Annotated in this window: 1 protein-coding gene; it reads right to left on the bottom strand. The window is 50.4% G+C overall.

The genetic code is table 11. The features are described 5' to 3' along the window. Positions 1-61: 61 nt before the first annotated feature. Positions 62-1275, bottom strand: a 1214-nt coding sequence (locus tag QMG93_RS34910) for an ISL3 family transposase (RefSeq protein ID WP_281944502.1), incomplete at its 5' end; no start/stop codon positions are given.

Here is a 1275-nt window from a genome sequence, read left to right as displayed (position 1 = left end):
AAGTAGAGCGCTTGACCGCTGTTTCAACATCTGAAGCGGGGTCAGAAGGCGGTAAGGGGATTTATGCTCGGCGTGCCGCGAGCTCCGGAAGACGGAGCTTATTGGCGGTCATGTAGACCATCGCAATTAAGTTTTCCACGTTGCGGTAGCCTCTGGCTCGACGTTTAGCTGCTTGTACCAGCCCATTTATGCCTTCCAGCAAACCGTTCGTCATTTTGCTGTGGAACCAACGCAGGATCCCTTTTTCATGTTGCTTCATGGTTTTGGCTAGGCTTACCATCGGTGGAAGCTGGGAACGTGTGGCCCAACCAATCCATTCCCGAAGAAACAGATCTGCAAATACGTGAGGAGTCGTCCAAAGCTCTTGCAAGGCAAGTTTCAACCGGTATGCGCGTCCAGTCAGCAGGTTGCTATCCTTCAGGCGATGCAGGGTTTCCTTTTGCTCCGCTTTCAGATTTACTTCATTTTTCAGCCAGATGTATTTGGTTCGTTTCAGTTCGGGCTTTTGCTTCTGTTCCTGGATGCGCACCTCATCGACCGCTTCACCAACCAGCTTCATCACATGAAATTTATCAAAGGTAATTTCCGCTTTCGGGAAGTACTCTTCAATACCGCGGATAAATGCGGGGGACATATCGCAGCAGACCTCTTGGATTGCGTCCGCGGCAACGCCTTTTTCGGTAAGGTGGACTTTGAAACGTTCCAAGGTATCCATTCCTTTACCTTCCGTGGCAAAGAGGACAATCTTTCGGTCTACGTCCACGAACAAGGTAATGTAGCGGTGACCGCGTCTGGAGGATGTCTCATCAATGGCAATGCGTTTTACACGCGTAACATCAAGCTCCGACATGGCTTTATCCACGTAGTAGTGGAAAATCCGCCACATACGGGTATCGTGCTCCCGTAGTTCCCGGGCGGCCGCGTTAACCGGCATTTCGGCCATCAAGCGCATGGCCCATGCTTCGAACAGCAAGGTGAAATGCGAAAGGGGTCTGGCCCACTTGGCATACACCTGGGTTACTTTGTTGCAAGAAGTACACTTCACCCTTGGCATTCTCGCATGCATAAAGGTTTTCCAGTCCCAGAAATCCAGATGCCGCCAATGCTTTATATCGCTGTCATAGGCTCTACACTCAGCGCCACACAGGGGGCATGCAAAGATAGCGCCTCGCTCAAAATCCAAATGCAGGTGCCAAGCTTGATCCTGATTGTCAAATTCAATATACGTCAGCTTCCATGGTTCTTCCAATTGCAAAGCCACTTTAAGCATGTCCA

Origin of the sequence: Paenibacillus tyrphae (assembly GCF_027925525.1) — a bacterium.
Taxonomy (GTDB): Bacteria; Bacillota; Bacilli; order Paenibacillales; family NBRC-103111; genus Paenibacillus_G; species Paenibacillus_G tyrfis_B.
This window is presented reverse-complemented; position numbering and strand designations above follow the sequence as displayed.